Raw genomic sequence first — 17908 nt, 5'->3', positions numbered from 1 at the left:
GTTCCTGCATGGTAGATCACTCATCACCCCCCCGTCCTCCATTGAGCACTGCGAGCCTGATCGCACGACTTGCCGGCATCGGTGCCGTGGTTGCGGTTGTTGCCGGGGCATTTGCCTACGTCAATGGCACGCTCGACCCACAACGCCTGCGGCCAAAAACCTTGGTCAATGCCCTGGAAACCAATAACGGCGTGCATCCGGGCTTTCGCCGTAACCATGCCAAGGGCGTATGCGTGGCGGGTTATTTCGAGAGCAGTACCGAGGCCCGTGCCTATTCCAACGCCCAGGTGTTCAGCGAGGCCAAGACTCCGATCATCGGCCGCTTTGCCTTGCCCAGCGGCAACCCGTACGCGCCGGACAGCAGTGTGCCGATTCGCAGTTTCGCCGTGCAGTTCAGCCAGGCCAACGGCCAGCAATGGCGGACGGGGATGAACAGCATGCCGGTGTTCCCAGTGGGCACGCCCGAGGCGTTTTACCAGTTGCTCAAGGCCGGCGCGCCAGATCCGGCCACCGGCAAGCCGAACCCGTCAAGCATGCCGGCGTTTTTTGCCGCACACCCCGAGACAGCGCCATTCCTGGCCTGGGTCAAGACCGCCAAGCCATCGGCCAGTTATGCGACTGAAACCTATAACGGCATCAACGCGTTTTACCTGGTGGCTGCCGATGGTACGCGCCAGGCCGTGCGTTGGGAGGTGGTGCCCCAGAGCCAGGACGCGGCGGGTGATACCGCACCTGCTGGCAGTGACTTCCTCGAGCAGGACTTGGTGCGACGCCTGGCCGCCGGGCCATTGCGTTGGCAGTTGAACATGACCCTGGCCAACCCCGGCGACCCGCTGGACGACGCAAGCAAGACCTGGACCGGCGCGCACAAGGTCCTCAACGCCGGCACGTTGGTGCTGCAAAGCAGCCAGCCCCAGGCAGACGGTGATTGCCGCGATATCAACTTTGACCCGCTGATTCTGCCCAGTGGTATCCAAGCCTCCAACGACCCCTTGCTGGCCGCCCGTTCGGCCGCGTATGCCAGTTCGTACCTGCGCCGCGCCGGGGAAGTCAGCCCGTTGCACAGCGCCCCTCAGGAGTCGAAGCCATGAATGCTCAACCACGGTTCTTTGCGCCCCTGGCGCGCGTGCTGCACTGGCTGATGGCGTTGATGATCATCGCCATGCTGTTTATCGGCGCGGGTCTGGCGGCGTCGGTGTCGGAGCGCCATGAGTGGCTGATCCACCTGCACAAGCCGCTGGGCATTGCGATTCTGGCGCTGGTGATCGTGCGCCTGGCGGTGCGTTTCTCGACGCGCCAACCGCCGTTGCCAGCGGATTTACCGGTGTGGCAAAGGCTCGCAGCCAAGGCTTCCCATGTGCTGTTGTACGCGTTGATGCTGGTGTTGCCGCTGCTGGGTTGGGCGATGATTTCAGCGGCTGGCGACCCGGTGATGCTCAGCAGTAACCTGCAACTGCCCGCACTGGTGGGGGCGAATGCGCCGTTGTTCGCGCTGTTGCGCAAGGCCCACGGCTACCTGGCCTATCTGCTGTTTCTCACCGTGCTGGTGCATCTGGCGGCCGCGTTGTTCCACGGTTTGATCCGCCGCGATGGTGTCTTGCAAAGCATGACCGGCAGCAAGGATTGACCGCTCTTGTGGCGAGCGAGCTTGCTCGCGCTGGGCTGCGAAGCAGCCCCAAAACAGCCTGCTCGGTGTGTCAGGTGATCCGGCAGTGATTTTCATGGGGCCGCTATGCGGCCCAGCGCGAGCAAGCTCGCTCGCCACAAAGAGCTCGCCTCGGGGGTTAGCGCAAACGCCCAACGATATCAGCGACGCTGCTCAACACGTCCTTGCCCAACTGTTTTGAACGATCGCCTGACCAGCCAGTTCGCAGGTTGGGCGCGTCGTCGTTGTCCTTGAAGGGCATTTCCAGGGTCAGGGACAGGCAGTCGTATTTTTCTCCTACCGCGTTGCAGGCCAGGGTCATGTTGGCTTGGCCGGGCAGGTCGCGGGTGTAGCCGTGGGTGGTCTGGAAGTCTCGTGTCAGGTGGCTCAAATGGCTGCGGAAGTGTTTTTCCAGGGCTTCGATACGCGGGGTGTAGCCAGGGTTGCCTTCGCAGCCGGCGGTGAACACGTAGGGGATTTCTTCATCGCCGTGGATGTCGAGGAACATATCCACGCCGTACTTTTCCATCTGTTGCTGGACGAACAGGACTTCGGGGCTGAGTTCGTGGCTGGCGCTCTGCCAAGCGCGGTTCAGGTCCTGGCCCATGGCGTTGGTGCGCAGGTGGCCGTGGAAGGCGCCATCCGGGTTCATGTTCGGTACCAGGTACAGATCGGCGACGGCCAGCAGTTTTTTCAGTTCGTCGTCGCCGTCCTTTTGCAGGCGCTCAATCACGCCCTCCATAAACCATTCGGCCATGTGTTCCCCGGGGTGCTGCTGGGCGATGATCCACACCTTGCGCCGGCCCTCGATTCCTTTGCCTCGGCGCAGCAGTTGAATATCGCGGCCTTCAGCGCTCTTGCCGGTGGCCAGCAGGGTGACCCCGGCGTACTTCAGGGCTTGCTCGATCAGCCAGTCATGGCGCTCACGGCTGTAGGGCTCGAAGTAGGCAAACCAGGCGTGCTTTTCCCGGGTCTGGAGGTTGATGTGCAGGATCTCGCCATCAAAGCGCGTCGGTACCCGGAACCAGTTGATATGGTCGTAGGACGCCACGGCGTTGTAGCCGCTCCAGGCATGCTTGTAGGACGAGCGCCCTGCGTTGCTCAAGCGAAAGGTATGGGTGTGTCCCACGTGCATGCCTTCGGCCTTGAAGTGGAACCATTGGTAGTGATCGCTGCGGGTATCGGGTTTGATTGCCAGCAACAACTGATAAGCGTCGCTGGCATCCAGGACCTGGATATTGCCGCTGTCGAAGTCGGTGCTGATCTTGATGGAGGTCAAGGCCACGGTCATAGTCTGGTTGCCTGAATATGAGTGATGTGGCGGCTATCTTACACAGGCGTTCGGTAAAACCAGGATGCAAAAATTGTTGCAGGGGAGGGGGCGTCATCCGTGACGCCGCCGCAGCTTAGAGTCTATGAGATTGATTCTCAAGCGCTAATTCGCAGAGATACGCGCTAGAGCACTCGGACGACTTTCTTTGGGCGATAGTCTTTTGCTACCATGCGCGCCATCAAGCAACACACAGTCTTCATTAGCCTGAAGCCATGCCAGGAAAACTGGCAAAAAAAAGACCCGGCCAAAGAGCCGGGTCAAAAACCGTGATTAGCCTGATGAGGAGATATTCCAAGAGTCCGACCTAAGGTCTCTTGGTCTATCGACTGATCTCGCGATCAGCTGAGCCCAATAATAATCATTATCATTTGCAAGTCAAATGTTTTTATCCGTGGGATAGAAATATTTTTCTTTCATACCTACTAAGCGTTTGCCGCCGCTCCTGGTGCTTGCAACGACCGCTCCACCATCGCCTTCGCCATATCGATCAAATACACCACCGAAAACGCCAGGTCGCGCTGGTTGCCCTGATGGCTGCACGCCGACTCGTAGGCGGTTGCCGCTGCACTGCGCAACAGGTCCGAGGCGTGTATCAGGGCCTCCTCCTGGCTGACTTCGGGTTTGATCGCGAACATGGCCCCGTCCGAATCCGGCGTCGACCGATTTTCTTTCAAGTAGTAGTCCAGTGCGCGCTGGGCCGCGCCACTGTTGCACATGTCGTTTACTTCAGTCAGTTCGGGCGTTGGGTGCGTGCGGGTCGTCATAAGCGGCAATACTCCGGTGGGTGTCGAAATCCTTGGGCTTGATGATAGTACGTATCGTATTCCTGTCGTTTTATGGATTACTACAAACTGTTTATTGCCCGCAAAAACGGGCGCCGTATTGTGATGCGCCATGGATAACTGGATAGCGTTGGTCAAGGCCAACATGAAAGACCGCAAGGTCACGCAGGATGAACTGGCGCGGCGCCTGGGCATGTCCCAGGGCGGCGTCGGCCATTGGCTCAATAAACGCCGTGTGCCGAGCCTGGCGGACATGAACCGTGTGCTCGCCGAACTGGGGTTGGGGTATTTGGAGGTGGCGCTGGAGATTCGTGAACGGGCCGCGCAAGTGCCGGAACTGGACCCCCACTACAATCCGTATTTCCGCTACCCGGTCAGCGACTGGAAGCAGGCCTGCGAGCTGCGTGAGGAGCGTGCGCCTTATAGAACCGAGCGCTACGAATTGACCGATTACCACGCCCGAGGCGAGGCATTCTGGTTGCCGGTGACGGGAGACGCCATGACCGCCCCCACGGGTATGAGTATTGCGGCTGGCATGATGATCCTGGTTGACCCGGCCATCGCACCCGAGCCCGGCAGGCTGGTGGTGGCCCAATGGGCCGGTAACCCCCAGGCCACCTTTCGCCAATTGCAGGAAGAAAGCGGCCAGCACTACCTGGTGCCGCTCAACCCCACTTACCCCAAGGTGCTGCTCACCGACGGCTGCCGCCTCCTGGGTGTGGTGGTGCAAGCCACGGCGAAGTTCTAGTCGGCCGTTTCCAGCTCCACCAGCGCGCTGCCTTCGGCTACCATTTCACCTTCCTGGCAGAACAGCGCCTTGACCACCCCGGCGTGGGGCGCACGGATGCTGTGTTCCATCTTCATGGCTTCGAGCACCACCAGTTGAGTACCAGCCTCAACGGTTTGGCCCACCTCCACGAGCACCCGCACGATGCTGCCGTTCATGGGGGCGGTGAGGCCGCCCTGATGGGATTGATTGGCCTCGACCGCCGCAATCGGGTCGAACAGGCTGACGGCATGCATCTCGCCGTCCCAACGCAGGTACAGGCTGCCTTCACTGCGCACCGCCAGATGAGCACGGCGCACGCCCTGATGTTCAGTCAGCAACTGTTCGCCGCATAACTGAGACGGTTGCCCGGTCAGTGTCACCAACCGATCCTGCCCATTGCAGCTCAGGTGCAGCGACACCTCGGCAGGCAGGCCCGCGCGAAAGCCCTGGTGACTTGCCCAAGGCCCGTCACCCACCGGCAAGCTCTGCATAAACGCCGAGCCCGCCGCTTGCCAGAACTCATCGCTCAAGGCTCCTGGCGTCGGCAACAGCTCACCCTGATAGCGCGGGATAAACCCGGTATCCAACTCGGCCGCGGCAAACGCAGGGTGCCCGATGATGCGCCGCAAAAAGCCCAGGTTGGTCTTGAGCCCGCCGACCGCAAACTCATCCAGCATGCTTAATAAGCGCAGGCGCGCCTGTTCGCGGTCTTCACCCCAGGCAATCAACTTGCCGAGCATCGGGTCGTAGAAGGGCGACACGCTGTCGCCTTGCTCGACGCCGCTATCCACCCGGCGTCCAGGGCCCGGGCTGGACTCGCGGTACAGCGCCAGGTGCCCGGTGGCCGGCAGAAAGTCATTGGCCGGGTCTTCGGCATACAGCCGCACTTCAATTGCATGACCGTTCAACGCGACCTGCTCTTGCGTGATCGGCAGCGCCTCGCCCTGGGCAACCCGGATCTGCCAGGCCACCAGGTCGAGGCCGGTAATCGCTTCGGTCACCGGATGCTCCACCTGCAGCCGCGTGTTCATCTCCATGAAGAAAAACTCGCCACGGGCATCCAGCAAAAACTCCACCGTACCTGCGCCGACATACCCGATGGCCTGGGCAGCGCGCACGGCCGCTTCGCCCATGGCCCGGCGCTGCTCGACACTCAAGCCGGGTGCCGGGGCTTCTTCCACGACCTTTTGATGACGACGCTGGATCGAGCAGTCGCGTTCATTGAGGTACAAGCAATGACCCTGCTGGTCGGCAAACACTTGGATCTCGACATGCCGCGGCTTGAGCAGGTATTTCTCCACCAGCATCTGCCCGTTGCCGAACGACGACAGCGCCTCACGCTGGGCGGAAGCCAGGGCTTCGGCCAGTTGGCTGACGTCCTCGACCACTTTCATGCCCTTGCCACCGCCACCCGCCGTGGCCTTGAGCAGCACCGGGTAGCCGATACGCTCACAGGCGGCGCGGAAGGTCTCCAGGTCCTGGGCCTCGCCGTGATAACCCGGCACAAGGGGTACGCCAGCCGTTTCCATCAAGGCCTTGGCCGCGGATTTGCTGCCCATGGCGTCGATTGCCGAGGCGGGCGGGCCGAGGAAGATCAAGCCTGCCGCCTCGATGGCCCGGGCGAAGCCGGCGTTTTCCGAGAGGAAGCCGTAGCCGGGGTGAATCGCCTGGGCGCCGCTGGCGTGGGCGGCGGCAATCAGCTTGTCGATTTGCAGGTAACTATCGGTGGCCTTGCTGCCGCCCAGGTCGACGCGGATATCGGCTTCACGGCTATGGCGGGCATCGCGGTCGATGGCGCTGTGCACAGCCACGGTGGTCAACCCCATGGCCTTGGCGGTACGCATGACCCGGCAGGCGATTTCGCCACGGTTGGCCACCAGAACGGTGTTGAGTGTGCTCATGAACGCGGCTCCTGGGTTTGCCAACTTGGCGCACGTTTTTGCAGAAATGCACGCAAACCTTCCTGGCCCTCGGCGCTCACCCGGATGCGCGCAATGGCGTTTTCGCAATAGCGGCGCAGCGCGGGGGTGAGGGCACCGTTGCCCACTTCGCGCAGCAAATCCTTACTGGCACGCATGGCCGCCGGGCTGTTTTGCAGCAGGTTGGTGACCCACTGGTCCACCTGTTGATCCAGGCTCTCGGCAGGATAACTTTCCGCCAGCAAGCCGATCTCCCGTGCGCGTTGGCCGCCGAACCGCTCGGCTGTGAGTGCATAACGACGGGCAGCGCGTTCGCCGATGGCCTGCACCACGAACGGGCTGATCACCGCCGGCGCCAGGCCGATACGCACTTCCGACAGGCAGAACTGCGCGTCGTCGGCACCGATGGCCATGTCACAGCAACTGATCAGGCCCAGCGCGCCCCCGTAGGCCGCACCTTGCACCACCGCCAGCGTGGGGATTTTCAGTTTGGACAGGTTGTACATCAGCTCTGCCAGTTCCCGGGCGTCGTCCAGGTTGGTGTGGTAGTCCAGCTCGGCCGATTGCTGCATCCAGGCCAGGTCGGCACCGGCGCTGAAGTGCTTGCCACGCCCGCGCAGTACCAGGAAGCGCAGGGACGGGTCGCCTTGTACGCGGTCAAGGGCCAGGATCAGCTCGCGGATCATCTCGGCGTTGAACGCGTTGTTCTTGGCTTCGCGGCTGAGCCACAGCGTGGCAAAGCCACGGCGGTCGGTGATCAGTTCGAGGGTGTTGAAGTCGCTCATGCAAGGAGCTCCATGATAATGAGAGGCCTCCTGTAGGAGCGAGCTTGTTGTGGCGAGCAAGTTTGCTTGCGCTGGGGTGCGCAGCGCCCCCAAAAAAGCCGGGACTGCTGCGCAGTCAGCGGGAGCAAGCTCCCTCGCCACAACAGGCGCGCTCCTACAGGTTACATGCGGAACACGCCGAAGCGGCTCGGCTCGATGGGGGCGTTCAGTGCGGCGGACAAGGCCAGGGCCAGCACGTCACGGGTCTGCAGCGGGTCGATCACGCCGTCATCCCACAAGCGCGCGCTGGAGTAGTAGGGATGGCCCTGGGTTTCATACTGGTCGAGGATCGGCTGCTTGATCGCGGCTTCCTCCTCGGCACTGAAACCGTTGCCGGCGCGCTCAGCCTGTTCGCGCTTGACCTGCGCCAACACCCCGGCGGCCTGTTCGGCCCCCATCACGCCAATGCGTGCGTTGGGCCACATCCACAAAAAGCGCGGGTCGTAAGCGCGGCCACACATCCCATAGTTACCCGCACCAAAGCTGCCACCGATGATCACGGTGAATTTCGGCACCTTGGCGCACGCCACGGCGGTGACCAGCTTGGCGCCGTGCTTGGCAATGCCGCCGGCTTCGTACTTCTGGCCGACCATGAAGCCGGTGATGTTTTGCAGGAACAGCAGCGGAATCCCGCGCTGGCAGGCCAGTTCGATAAAGTGCGCGCCTTTTTGCGCGGCTTCGGCGAAGAGGATGCCGTTGTTGGCCAGGATCGCTATCGGGTAGCCATGCAAGTGCGCAAAGCCGCACACCAGGGTCGTGCCGAACAGGGCCTTGAACTCATCGAACACCGAGCCGTCCACCAGCCGTGCGATGACTTCGCGCACATCAAAGGGTTGCTTGGCATCCGCCGGGATCACGCCGTACAACTCTTCGCTGCTGTACAGCGGCGCCACCGGCGAGCGTTGCAGCAGCTCACCCTGCTTGCGCCAATTGAGGTTGGCCACGCTGCGCCGCGCCAGCGCCAGGGCGTGCTCATCGCTGTCGGCATAGTGGTCGGCCACGCCCGAGACCTTGCAGTGCACATCGGCACCGCCCAAGTCTTCGGCGCTCACCACTTCACCGGTGGCGGCCTTCACCAACGGCGGGCCGGCGAGGAAGATGGTGGCTTGCTGGCGCACCATGATCGCTTCGTCGGCCATGGCCGGCACGTAGGCGCCGCCGGCGGTGCACGAGCCCATCACCACGGCAATCTGGGGAATGCCCTGGGCGCTCATATTGGCCTGGTTGAAGAAGATCCGCCCGAAATGCTCACGGTCGGGGAACACCTCGTCCTGGCGCGGCAGGTTGGCGCCGCCGGAGTCCACCAGGTAGATACACGGCAGGCGGTTCTGCTCGGCGATGGTCTGGGCGCGCAGGTGTTTTTTAACGGTCAGCGGGTAATAGGAGCCGCCTTTGACCGTGGCATCGTTGGCCACAATCATGCATTCGACGCCTTCCACCCGGCCGATGCCGGCAATCACCCCGGCAGCCGGGACGTCTTCGCCATACACCTGGTGGGCGGCCAGTTGGCTCAGCTCGAGAAACGGCGAACCCGGATCGAGCAGACGGTTGATACGCTCGCGGGGCAACAGCTTGCCGCGTGACGTGTGGCGTTCCTGGGCCTTGGCGCCGCCACCTTGATGGACGTGGGCGAGCAGGCTGTGCAGGGCGTCGACCTGTTCAAGCATCGCCGCGTGGTTGGCGGCGAATTCCGCCGAGCGCGGGTTGAGCTGGGTGTGCAAGGTGGCCATGGGCGTGCTCCTTCAGCGGGTTTCGTTGAACAGTTCGCGACCGATCAACATCCGCCGAATCTCACTGGTGCCCGCACCAATTTCGTAGAGCTTGGCGTCACGCAGCAGGCGCCCGGCGGGGAATTCATTGATATAGCCATTGCCGCCCAGAATCTGGATTGCATCCAGGGCCATTTGCGTGGCGCGCTCGGCGCTGTAGAGGATCACGCCCGCAGCGTCCTTGCGCGTGGTCTCGCCGCGTTCACACGCCTGCGCCACCGCGTAGAGGTAAGCGCGGCTGGCGTTGAGCTGGGTGTACATATCGGCGACCTTGCCCTGGATCAACTGGAATTCGCCGATGCTCTGGCCGAACTGCTTGCGGTCGTGGATGTAGGGCACGATCAAGTCCATGCATGCCTGCATGATCCCGGTAGGGCCACCGGAAAGCACCACGCGCTCGTAGTCCAGGCCGCTCATCAACACTTTCACGCCGCCATTGAGCACGCCGAGGATGTTTTCTTCGGGTACCTCGACGTCGTCGAAAAACAGCTCGCAGGTGTTGGAGCCGCGCATGCCCAGTTTGTCGAATTTGTTGCTGCGGCTGAAGCCTTTCCAGTCGCGCTCGACGATGAAAGCGGTGATGCCGTGGGGGCCTTTTTCCAGGTCGGTCTTGGCGTAGATCACATAGGTGTTGGCGTCCGGGCCGTTGGTGATCCAGGTCTTGCTGCCATTGAGTACGTAATGGTCGCCGCGCTTGTCGGCGCGCAGTTTCATCGACACCACGTCGGAACCGGCATTCGGCTCGCTCATGGCCAGGGCGCCGATGTGCTCGCCGCTGATCAGCTTGGGCAGGTACTTGAGTTTTTGTGCGTGGTTCCCGTTGCGGTTGATCTGGTTGACGCACAGGTTGGAGTGCGCCCCGTAGGACAACGCAACCGAGGCCGAGCCACGGCTGATTTCTTCCATGCTCACCACATGGGCCAGGTAACCGAGGCCGGCACCGCCGTATTCCTCGGGCACGGTGATGCCCAGCAGGCCCATGTCGCCGAACTTGCGCCACAGGTCGGCGGGGAACAGGTTGTCGATGTCGATCTGGGCCGCGCGCGGTGCGATCTCCTTGGCCACGAAGGACTGCACCTGGTCGCGCAGCATGTCGATGGTCTCGCCGAGGGCGAAGTTCAGGGACGGGTAACTCATGGACAGGCACCTTAATGTGAGCTTTGTTGTTGTGTGGGCAGGGCGCGGGAGGAGGGCGCTCACCTTTACGTTAACGTAAGCTTGCGTTGCGGCGCTGTCAATCGTAGTTTACGTATACGTCAACCTACAAAAAAGATAACAGGGGTCGTTATGGATCAACCGAACCAGAGTTACAGCCGTGGCTCCCAGGACAAGGCCTTGCTGGCCATGACCATTGGCCAGGCATTCGATCGCACCGTCGCTCAGCATCCAGATGGCGAAGCCTTGGTGGTGCGTCACCAGCAGCAGCGCTACACCTGGCGGCAGCTGGCCGAGACAGTTGAGCTGCACGCCCGCGCATTCATCGCCCTAGGCATGCAAACCGGCGACCGCCTGGGTATCTGGGCGCCTAACTGTGCCGAGTGGCTGATCTGCCAGGTGGCGAGCGCCAAGCTCGGGGTGATCCTGGTCAATATCAACCCGGCCTATCGCAGCAGCGAGTTGGACTACGTGCTCAAACAATCCGGCTGCCAATGGCTGGTATGCGCCGGTTCGTTCAAAAGCTCCGATTACCACGCCATGCTCCAGGCGTTGAAACCCGAGCTGCGCGGCCTCATCAGCCTAGACCCCAGCCCGCCGCCGGCATTCATGCCCTGGTCGCAGTTGGCGGCGCTTGGCGCAGGCGTGCCGCCCGAGCACCTGCACAGCCGCCAGGCCAGCCTGCATTTCGATCAACCCGTGAATATCCAGTACACCTCCGGCACCACCGGCTTCCCCAAGGGCGCCACCCTCAGTCACCACAACATCCTCAATAACGGTTACATGGTCGGTGAAAGCCTGGGCCTGACGGCAGGGGACCGCCTGGTGATCCCAGTGCCGCTGTACCACTGCTTCGGCATGGTCATGGGCAACCTCGGTTGTATCACTCACGGCACCACCATGATCTACCCCAATGACGGCTTCGACCCGTTGCTGACGCTGAGCGCCGTCGCCGAAGAACAAGCCACCGGCTTATATGGCGTGCCGACCATGTTTATCGCGCTGCTCGATCACCCACGCCGGGCCGAGTTCGAGGTGTCCAGCCTGCGCACCGGGATCATGGCCGGGGCGACATGCCCGATCGAGGTGATGCGTCGGGTCATCCATGAGCTGCACATGGCAGAGGTGCAGATTGCCTATGGCATGACTGAAACCAGCCCGGTGTCGCTGCAGACCGGCGCAGATGACGATATCGAACGGCGTGTCACCACGGTGGGCCGCACCCAACCGCAACTGGAAACCAAGATTGTCGACGAGGCCGGTAACACCGTGGCCCGTGGCGTGATCGGTGAACTGTGCACCCGGGGCTACAGCGTGATGCTGGGTTACTGGAACAACCCTGAAGGCACCCGTGAGGCCATCGACGATGCCGGCTGGATGCACACCGGCGACCTGGCGACCATGGATGAGCAGGGTTACGTGTGCATCGCCGGGCGTAACAAGGACATGATCATTCGCGGTGGCGAGAACGTTTACCCGCGGGAGCTGGAAGAGTTTTTCTTTACTCATCCGGCCGTGGCGGACGTGCAGATCGTTGGCATCCCGGATGAACGTTATGGCGAAGAGATTGTTGCCTGGATCAAGTTTCATCCCGGTCAAGTGGCCAACGAGCTGGAGTTGTTGAGCTGGTGCAAGGACCGCATCGCCCATTTCAAGACGCCCAGGCATTTCAAATTCGTGGATGAGTTTCCGATGACAGTCACGGGCAAGATCCAGAAGTTTCGCATGCGCGAGATTTCCATCCAGGAGCTGCAAGCGCGCTGACAACGTCAACCCCCTGTGGGAGCTGGCTTGCCTGCGATGGCGGCCTGACTGCCGGCCCACATCTACCTGATACCCCGCGAACCTGCTGCGCCACCAAAATAGTTAAACCCAGAAAGCACAAAGGGGACCCGAAGGTCCCCTTTAATTTGTCGTTGCGTGCTCTTTTCTTATTATTGAGGGGCGGCCTGTTGTTGTTTTTGGTAGCCGTGGCCCGTACCGCTTTTTTGGCGACCCCCATCCGGGGTCAAGAGCAAACGTATTTTTTTGAACGCTGACCTGCTTCTTCGTAAACGATCCAACCAGTGGGTAGCTACCTGAGGTAGTTTTATTTTTCTCTATCCGGTTGCGGGTTGCGGCATGCCGTACCCTGGGAAGCACATCTTCTCCAAAAAAATCTGTTAGCTGCGTCTCTGCCGTGTTGTTTTTGTTATGTCAGAGTCGTTTCGTCTTATTTTTATTAGGTTTGGCGCTTTTTATTCTTGTTATGCCATAGAGATAGCAGAAGGCGTGCCAACTTTTTAAAAGTCTTTAAAATCAATTAGTTGTATTTTTGGTCAATATTTTCTTTCAGTCGGTGCGGCGGATTTTGTTCCCGCGTTACCCGTTATGCCGGTGTGCGGTAACACATTGTCACAGCTGTGCTACTCACCTGCGTTACGCACCTTCGCCACGCGGGAACCCGTAGGCCGTCCCAGCACCTGGCTGATCTGCTGGCCGGCGCCAATCAAGCGTTCCAGGTCGATACCCGTGTCGATACCCAGGCCGTTGAGCAGGTACAGCACATCCTCGGTGGCGACGTTACCGCTGGCGCCCTTGGCGTAGGGGCAGCCGCCCAGGCCTGCGATAGAGCTGTCGAACACCGTGATGCCCTCCAGCAGGCTGGCATAGATGTTGGCGATGGCCTGCCCGTAGGTGTCGTGGAAGTGCCCGGCCAGCTTGTCCCGTGGCACTTGCGCGCCGACCACTTCGAACAGGCGCCGGGTAGCGCCCGCCGTGCCGGTACCGATCGTGTCGCCCAAGGACACTTCATAGCAGCCCATGGCATACAGCTCGCGGGCGACGGCCGCCACTTGCTCCGGGGCGATATCGCCTTCATAGGGGCAACCCAGTACACAGGACACATAGCCGCGCACGCTGACGCCGTGCTGCTTGGCGGCGGCCATGATCGGTGCGAAGCGCTCCAGGCTCTCGCTGATGGAACAATTGATATTGCGCTGGGAGAACGCCTCGGACGCCGCCGCGAACACCGCGACTTCCTTGACCCCGGCCGCCAGCGCATCCTCGAACCCGCGCAGGTTCGGTGCCAGTGCGCCATAGGTCACGCCGGGCTTGCGCTGGATCTGCGCAAACACTTCGGCTGAACCTGCCATTTGCGGCACCCATTTGGGCGAGACAAAACTACCGACTTCGATATAGCTCAAGCCAGCGGCGCTCAAGGCGTCTACCAATCGGACTTTATCCGCCACGCTGATGGGCTGGGCTTCGTTCTGCAAACCGTCGCGCGGGCCGACTTCAACCAGGCGTACGTGGGAGGGGAGGGACATGGCAGTTACCTTCTGGTCAATGGCCGGCTTGGCTGATGGTCTGCGCCAGGGCCTGGGTGCAACGCTCTTCAGCGGTGTCCAGTTCCAGCTTCATCTGTTCGATATCCAGCAGTTGCTGTTCCAACTGTTCACGGCGTTCGGCGATCTTGGCCAGCATGCTGTTGAGTTGGATCTGGTTGCCGCCGGTGGGGTCGTAGAGTTCGATCAGTTCGCGGCATTCGGCCAGGGAGAAGCCGATGCGCTTGCCACGCAGGATCAGCTTGAGGCTGACCTTGTCCCGCGCCGAGTAAATGCGCTCCTGGCCCCGACGTTCGGGGGCCAGCAGGCCTTGTTCTTCATAGAAACGAATGGCGCGGGTGGTGATGTCGAGCTCGCGGGCGAGGTCGGAGATGCTGTAGGTGGTGCTCATGGCGGTGCTCAAGGAAGTCTTGGCGCTAAGCTAATTGCAGGTTGACGTAAACGTCAAGGCTGCTGGGCTTTCTTTTCCTGGGCCGTCACCTGCTGGCACAACTCGATCATCTGTTCACGCATCCAGCGGTTCGCCGGGTCCTGATCGGTGCTTTCGTGCCAGTACAAATGGGTTTCCAGCGGCGGCACGCTGTTGACTGGCAGTTGGAACCAGTGCAGTTCATGACGACGGGCGAAACGCTCGGGCACGGTCATCACCATGTCGGTCTGTTGCAACACCTGATAGGCCATCAGGTAGTGCTGGGAACGCAGGGCGATCTTGCGTTGAATGCCCATCTTGCCCAAGGCCAGGTCCACATAGCCCAAACCGTTGCGGCGGCTGGAGATATGGATATGGGTCAGCGACAGGTAATCATCCAGGGTGAATTTATCCTTGCCCGCCATCGGGTGGCCCTTGCGCATGGCGCACACGTAGCGGTCTTCCATCAGCTTGACGTGACGCACCTGCGGGTCGGTATTGAGCGGCGCATCCACGGCAAAATCCAGGCGCCCGGCGGCCAGTTCCTTGGTGGTTTCGCGACGTTTGGACAGGAAACTCTCGATCATCACGGTAGGCGCCAGGCGACGCAGGCGCTGGAACAGCAGCGGCAGGATCACGGCCTCGGTCAGGTCGGTCATGCTGATACGGTAGGTCTTGGCCGCCTGCTGCGGGTTGAAGATGCGGCTTTCCTGCACGGACACGCGCAGCAACGACAACGCATTGCGCACCGGGCCGATGATGTTCTGCGCCATGGGCGTGGGCACCATGCCTTGGGCGGTACGCACGAACAGCGGGTCGTTGAAGGTCTCGCGCAACCGCGCCAGGGCGTTGGACACCGCCGGCTGGGTGATACCCACGATCTGGCCGGCGCGGGTCAGGTTGGCTTCGGTGTAAATCGCGTCGAAGACAATAAAGAGGTTGAGGTCGACCTTGCTCAGATTCATTTCGTTGCGCTCTTATTGTGAGGTGCTCATACACCGATCATATATCGGTGATGAATGTTAATACACGGCGAGAATAGGCTAGGTAAATTATCAGCGCTGTTCTAGCATCGAATGCATGACCTAAACAACCTCTCAAAGAAGGGAGCTGCTCATGGATTTCGCCTATTCGCCCAAGGTTCAGGAACTGCGTGAACGCGTCACTGCGTTCATGGACGCTTATGTCTACCCGGCCGAACCGGTGTTCGAACGCCAAGTCAGCGAAGGTGATCGCTGGCAGCCCACGGCGATCATGGAAGAACTCAAGGCCAAGGCGAAGGCCGAGGGCTTGTGGAACCTGTTTCTGCCGGAATCCGAACTGGGCGCTGGCCTGACCAACCTTGAATACGCACCCTTGGCGGAAATCATGGGCCGCTCGTTGCTCGGCCCGGAGCCATTCAACTGCTCCGCTCCCGACACCGGCAATATGGAAGTGCTGGTGCGCTACGCCAACGAAGAACAGAAACAGCGCTGGCTCGAACCCTTGCTGCGCGGCGAGATTCGTTCCGCCTTTGCCATGACCGAACCGGATGTGGCGTCCTCGGACGCCACCAACATGGCCGCCCGCGCCGAACGCCAGGGCGACGAGTGGGTGATCAACGGCAAGAAGTGGTGGACCTCCGGCGCCTGCGACCCGCGCTGCAAGATCCTGATCTTCATGGGCCTGAGCAACCCCGATGCGCCGCGTCACCAGCAGCACTCGATGATCCTGGTGCCGGTCGATACCCCAGGCGTGAAAATCCTGCGGCCGCTGCCGGTATTCGGCTACGACGATGCGCCCCACGGCCATGCCGAAGTGCTGTTCGACAATGTGCGTGTGCCTTATGAAAACGTGTTGCTGGGCGAAGGCCGTGGCTTCGAGATCGCCCAGGGCCGCCTTGGCCCTGGCCGCATTCACCACTGCATGCGTTCGGTCGGCATGGCCGAACGCGCATTGGAGTTGATGTGCAAACGCTCGGTCAGCCGCACTGCCTTCGGCAAGCCTTTGGCGCGGTTGGGCGGCAATATCGACAAGATCGCCGACTCACGCATGGAAATTGACATGGCCCGCCTGCTGACCTTGAAAGCGGCGTACATGATGGACACCGTGGGTAACAAAGTGGCGAAAAGCGAAATCGCCCAGATCAAGGTGGTGGCACCGAATGTGGCCTTGAAAGTCATCGACCGCGCGATCCAGATGCACGGCGGTGCCGGGGTGTCCAACGACTTCCCGCTGGCCTATATGTACGCCATGCAACGCACCCTGCGCCTGGCCGACGGCCCGGACGAAGTGCACCGTGCGGCGATTGGCAAGTTCGAGATTGGCAAATATGTGCCTCGGGAATTGATGCGCGGCGGGCAGTAACACTGATGATGATCGTTCCCACGCTCTGCGTGGGAACGCCTCCCGTGACGCTCTGCGTCACCCTCTCAAGAGCGGACGCGGAGCGTCCAGAGCGGCATTCCCACGCGGAGCGTGGGAACGATCTTCAACGATCTTCAGTACACCCAAACCTCCACTCGCCGATTCTTGATCCGGCCTTCATCCGCAGTATTGGCCGCCACCGGCATCTGCGCGCCAAACCCGCGAATATCCTTGAGCACCACGCCGCTCTTGACCAGCTCTCGGCGCACTGCCATCGCCCGCAACTTCGATAGCAGCGCCGCACGTTGCGGATCATTCTTGGTGTCGCCAAACCCCACCAGCGTCACCTGTTTATTCAGCTTGCCGTGGCTTCTGATATAGGCGACCACCCGCTGCACATCCTGGCGCGCCTTATTGTCGAGGCTGGCGCTGCCCTCGTCGAAGCGAAAATTCACCGTCAGGCGCTGAGCGTCTCGGGCGATGGCCTGGTAATCGTCGGGCATCGACGGGCGCGGCGCCACACCGATCGCTTGCACCTGCTGGGCGATGAAGCCATTGGCAGCCACAATCGCCTGGCCCTTGCTGCCTTGGGAAAACTCCACCATCGCCTTGGCCCATGGGTTGCGGGAAGAGGGCGGCAAGTAGAAGAACAGCCGACGTGACAGCGGGTAATCCTCGGTGGCGATCAGGCTGGTCAGCGGCAACATCGGTTGCGAGTCGCCGTCGACAATCGCCACCGCCTTGGCCTGGCGCACAGAGGGCAGGCCGATAAAACCGATGCCCTGGGGGTCCTGGCTCACCGCATCGGAAAGCTGTTCGCTGGATTCAAAGCGCTTGGCCAACGGCGCGAGCGGTTGGCCGCGGCGGCTCAGCACCAGTTCCCGGAAAGTGTCGAAGGTGCCGGATTGATCATCCCGGGCATATAAATGAATGGTCCCGCCTGTACCTCCCAGTGCCTCCCAGGTGCTGACCTCGCCGTTGAAGATTTGCGCCAATTGCTCGGTGTTGAGGCTATTGAGCGGGTTGCGCGGGTTGACGATGATTGCCAGGCCATCAATGGCGATCACATGCTCGGCGCCTGGGGTTTTCAAGTCCCCCAGGATATCGAGGTCCACCAACTCGCTGTCTTTGATCGGGCGGGACGCTGCGGCGAGGTCGGCGCGGTTGTTTTTCAGCGCCGCAAAGCCGGTGCTGGAACCGTGGGCCGCCACCTCGATGGTGACCGTCTGGCCTTGGCGTGTCTTGCCAACCACGCGCTGCTCATTCACCCCGGCACCCGGTTCAGCACGCACATCCTGCAAGCCCTGATACTCCATCAAGCCTTTGACCAGCGCCGGGCCGAGTGCCGCGCCGATGGTGTTGGAGCCCTGGATGCGCAGGGCCGGGCCTTGGTCGGGAATGGACAGAGGGGCCGCCACGGCGGGGAGTGCGATTGCAAAACACAGGAACAGAACGCGCAGCATCATGCCGGCACCTTCTCAGCCAAGGGAGTGCCGGGAGATTAAGTCAGTCGGATTGCAGTCATATGACCGACACGGGGCTGGCACCCCTGATCTCCTGTAGGAGCGAGCTTGCTCGCGAAAAACGTCAACGATAACGCGGGCTTCCTGAATAAAACGCGGCGCCCTCAA

Annotated in this window: 15 protein-coding genes; 5 read left to right on the top strand and 10 right to left on the bottom strand. The window is 61.4% G+C overall.

All coding sequences use genetic code 11. The features are described 5' to 3' along the window. The first annotated feature begins 8 nt into the window (after positions 1 to 8). Complete coding sequence (locus BT204_RS06900; RefSeq protein ID WP_054917334.1) at positions 9 to 1091, top strand: catalase family peroxidase; 1083 nt, start codon at positions 9 to 11, stop codon at positions 1089 to 1091. Then, positions 1088 to 1627, top strand: a complete 540-nt coding sequence (locus BT204_RS06895; protein WP_032896571.1) for a cytochrome b — start codon at positions 1088 to 1090, stop codon at positions 1625 to 1627. The genes BT204_RS06900 and BT204_RS06895 overlap by 4 nt, the downstream gene beginning before the upstream one ends. 157 nt (positions 1628 to 1784) lie before the next feature. On the opposite strand, the gene BT204_RS06890 is transcribed toward BT204_RS06895, so the two are convergent. Both BT204_RS06890 and BT204_RS06885 read right to left on the bottom strand, forming a co-directional pair. Beyond that, on the bottom strand, positions 1785 to 2936 hold the full coding sequence (locus BT204_RS06890) for a M14 family metallopeptidase (protein WP_034127923.1): 1152 nt from the start codon (positions 2934 to 2936) through the stop codon (positions 1785 to 1787). Between the two features lie 464 nt (positions 2937 to 3400). After that, entirely contained in the window at positions 3401 to 3742 is a 342-nt protein-coding gene (locus tag BT204_RS06885) for a DUF6124 family protein (RefSeq protein ID WP_232458762.1), read from the bottom strand. 130 nt (positions 3743 to 3872) lie between these two features. On the opposite strand from BT204_RS06885, the gene BT204_RS06880 reads away from it, so the two are divergent. Then, entirely contained in the window at positions 3873 to 4508 is a 636-nt protein-coding gene (locus BT204_RS06880; RefSeq protein ID WP_072446076.1) for a LexA family protein, read from the top strand. Here the strand turns inward: BT204_RS06880 and BT204_RS06875 are convergent. From BT204_RS06875 to BT204_RS06860, 4 genes are all read right to left on the bottom strand, one after another. Further along, positions 4505 to 6430, bottom strand: coding sequence for an acetyl/propionyl/methylcrotonyl-CoA carboxylase subunit alpha (locus tag BT204_RS06875; protein ID WP_057974932.1), 1926 nt, complete (start codon positions 6428 to 6430; stop codon positions 4505 to 4507). The two genes, BT204_RS06880 and BT204_RS06875, sit on opposite strands and share 4 nt — an antisense overlap. Then, positions 6427 to 7233 carry a gamma-carboxygeranoyl-CoA hydratase gene (locus tag BT204_RS06870; RefSeq protein WP_034127920.1) on the bottom strand — a complete coding sequence of 269 codons (807 nt, stop codon included), beginning with the start codon at positions 7231 to 7233 and terminating at the stop codon, positions 6427 to 6429. The genes BT204_RS06875 and BT204_RS06870 overlap by 4 nt, the downstream gene beginning before the upstream one ends. A 161-nt stretch (positions 7234 to 7394) precedes the next feature. Next, on the bottom strand, positions 7395 to 9002 hold the full coding sequence (locus BT204_RS06865) for a carboxyl transferase domain-containing protein (protein ID WP_072446074.1): 1608 nt from the start codon (positions 9000 to 9002) through the stop codon (positions 7395 to 7397). A 12-nt stretch (positions 9003 to 9014) separates the two neighbouring features. Further along, entirely contained in the window at positions 9015 to 10178 is a 1164-nt protein-coding gene (locus tag BT204_RS06860; RefSeq protein WP_032896578.1) for an isovaleryl-CoA dehydrogenase, read from the bottom strand. A gap of 150 nt (positions 10179 to 10328) precedes the next feature. Here BT204_RS06860 and BT204_RS06855 point away from each other — a divergent pair, with 150 nt between their 5' ends. Beyond that, entirely contained in the window at positions 10329 to 11960 is a 1632-nt protein-coding gene (locus tag BT204_RS06855; protein ID WP_072446072.1) for an AMP-binding protein, read from the top strand. Positions 11961 to 12601: 641 nt separating this feature from the next. On the opposite strand, the gene BT204_RS06850 is transcribed toward BT204_RS06855, so the two are convergent. Genes BT204_RS06850 through BT204_RS06840 form a run of 3 tightly spaced genes read right to left on the bottom strand, consistent with a single transcriptional unit; the run spans position 12602 to position 14896 of the window. After that, a complete protein-coding gene (locus BT204_RS06850; RefSeq protein ID WP_034127916.1) occupies positions 12602 to 13504 on the bottom strand; it encodes a hydroxymethylglutaryl-CoA lyase in 903 nt (300 codons plus the stop codon). 16 nt (positions 13505 to 13520) lie between these two features. Continuing rightward, positions 13521 to 13913: a MerR family transcriptional regulator gene (locus tag BT204_RS06845; protein WP_003192195.1), complete on the bottom strand. Its 393-nt coding sequence runs from the start codon at positions 13911 to 13913 to the stop codon at positions 13521 to 13523. Positions 13914 to 13966: 53 nt separating this feature from the next. Next, on the bottom strand, positions 13967 to 14896 hold the full coding sequence (locus BT204_RS06840; RefSeq protein ID WP_034127915.1) for a LysR family transcriptional regulator: 930 nt from the start codon (positions 14894 to 14896) through the stop codon (positions 13967 to 13969). 151 nt (positions 14897 to 15047) lie between these two features. On the opposite strand from BT204_RS06840, the gene BT204_RS06835 reads away from it, so the two are divergent. After that, positions 15048 to 16277: an acyl-CoA dehydrogenase gene (locus BT204_RS06835; protein WP_034127914.1), complete on the top strand. Its 1230-nt coding sequence runs from the start codon at positions 15048 to 15050 to the stop codon at positions 16275 to 16277. A gap of 134 nt (positions 16278 to 16411) precedes the next feature. Here BT204_RS06835 and BT204_RS06830 read toward each other — a convergent pair whose 3' ends face one another. Further along, on the bottom strand, positions 16412 to 17743 hold the full coding sequence (locus BT204_RS06830; RefSeq protein ID WP_057974928.1) for a substrate-binding domain-containing protein: 1332 nt from the start codon (positions 17741 to 17743) through the stop codon (positions 16412 to 16414). Positions 17744 to 17908: the final 165 nt, after the last annotated feature.

The organism is Pseudomonas sp. NFPP02 (genome assembly GCF_900119355.1).
In the GTDB taxonomy this organism is placed as follows: domain Bacteria; phylum Pseudomonadota; class Gammaproteobacteria; order Pseudomonadales; family Pseudomonadaceae; genus Aquipseudomonas; species Aquipseudomonas paracarnis.
This window is presented reverse-complemented; position numbering and strand designations above follow the sequence as displayed.